1 protein-coding gene and 1 pseudogene are annotated in these 1,232 nt (G+C 67.5%); both read left to right on the forward strand.

What is annotated here, in order from left to right:
- Positions 1–30: 30 nt before the first annotated feature.
- Positions 31–528 (forward strand): annotated as a pseudogene (locus I5I_RS16580) (ATP-binding cassette domain-containing protein); the annotation flags it as partial.
- A gap of 2 nt (positions 529–530) precedes the next feature.
- Positions 531–1,232, forward strand: a 702-nt coding sequence (locus I5I_RS14835) for a GIY-YIG nuclease family protein (RefSeq protein ID WP_036321506.1), incomplete at its 3' end; no start/stop codon positions are given.

Genomic DNA, 1,232 nt, shown 5'->3' on the forward strand with positions numbered 1-1,232 from the left:
AGCTCGGTCCCGGGGATCCTCTAGAGTCCCGAGGCGGCCGACTTCTTCGAGCCGATCCAAGCGATCCACCGCTTCCTGAAGACCCTCGTCGACGTCGGGCTCGGGTATGTCCGACTCGGACAGTCGGCGACGACGCTCTCCGGCGGCGAGGCTCAGCGCGTCAAGCTCGCGACCGAGCTGCAGCGCCGCTCGAATGGGCGCAGCATCTACGTGCTCGACGAGCCCACGACCGGGCTGCACTTCGAAGACGTGTCTCTGCTGCTGAAGGTGCTGGGCGGCCTCGTCGACAAGGGGAACACGGTCGTTGTCATCGAGCACAATCTCGACGTGATCAAGTCGGCCGACTGGATCATCGACCTGGGGCCCGAGGGTGGTTCGGGCGGCGGCCGCATCGTCGCGACGGGGACGCCCGAGCAGGTGGCGCGCGTCGAAGAGAGCCACACCGGCGCCTTCCTGGCCGAGATCCTCGCGGCAGGGCCGTCTGACGCGGGAGCGACGGCGCGGGGGCCGGTGCGGAAGGCCGGGTGACGATGGCCGACGCGCTTCCTTACAAGCCGAAGCCGGGGGAGATCCCCACGCAGCCCGGGGTCTACCGCTTCCGCGACGCGGACGGCCGCGTCCTCTACGTCGGCAAGGCCAAGAATCTGCGCGCCCGGTTGTCCAACTACTTCGCGCCGCTGCACACCCTGCACGAGCGCACCCGCCGGATGGTGCTCACGGCGGCATCCGTGGAGTGGACGGTGGTCGGCAGCGATGTCGAGTCGCTGCAGTTGGAGTACATGTGGATCCAAGAGTTCTCGCCGCCGTTCAACGTGCGCTACAAGGACGACAAGTCCTACCCCTACATGGCGATCACCTTGGCCGACGAGGCGCCGCGCGTCATCGTGACCCGCAATCGGCGCATTCCCGGAGCGCGCTATTTCGGCCCGTACCCGAAGGTGTGGGCGGTGCACGACACGATCGACCTGATGATCAAGGTCTTCCCCATCCGCACCTGCTCCGACGCGTCGTACAAGAAGGCCATGGCGACCGGACGGCCGTGCTTTCCGGGACAGATCGGTCGATGCGGCGGACCGTGTTCGATGAAGGTCACGATCGAGGAGCACCGCGCCATCGTCGACGACTTCGTCGCTTTCATGGCGGGCGGAGACCAGCGCTTCGCGCGTGACCTCACCGCGCGCATGCCCNAGGCGGCGGCGGCAATGGACTACNAATCCGCCGCGGTCTACCGC

Origin of the sequence: Microbacterium sp. B24, from assembly GCF_000333415.1 — a bacterium.
Taxonomy (GTDB): Bacteria; Actinomycetota; Actinomycetes; order Actinomycetales; family Microbacteriaceae; genus Microbacterium.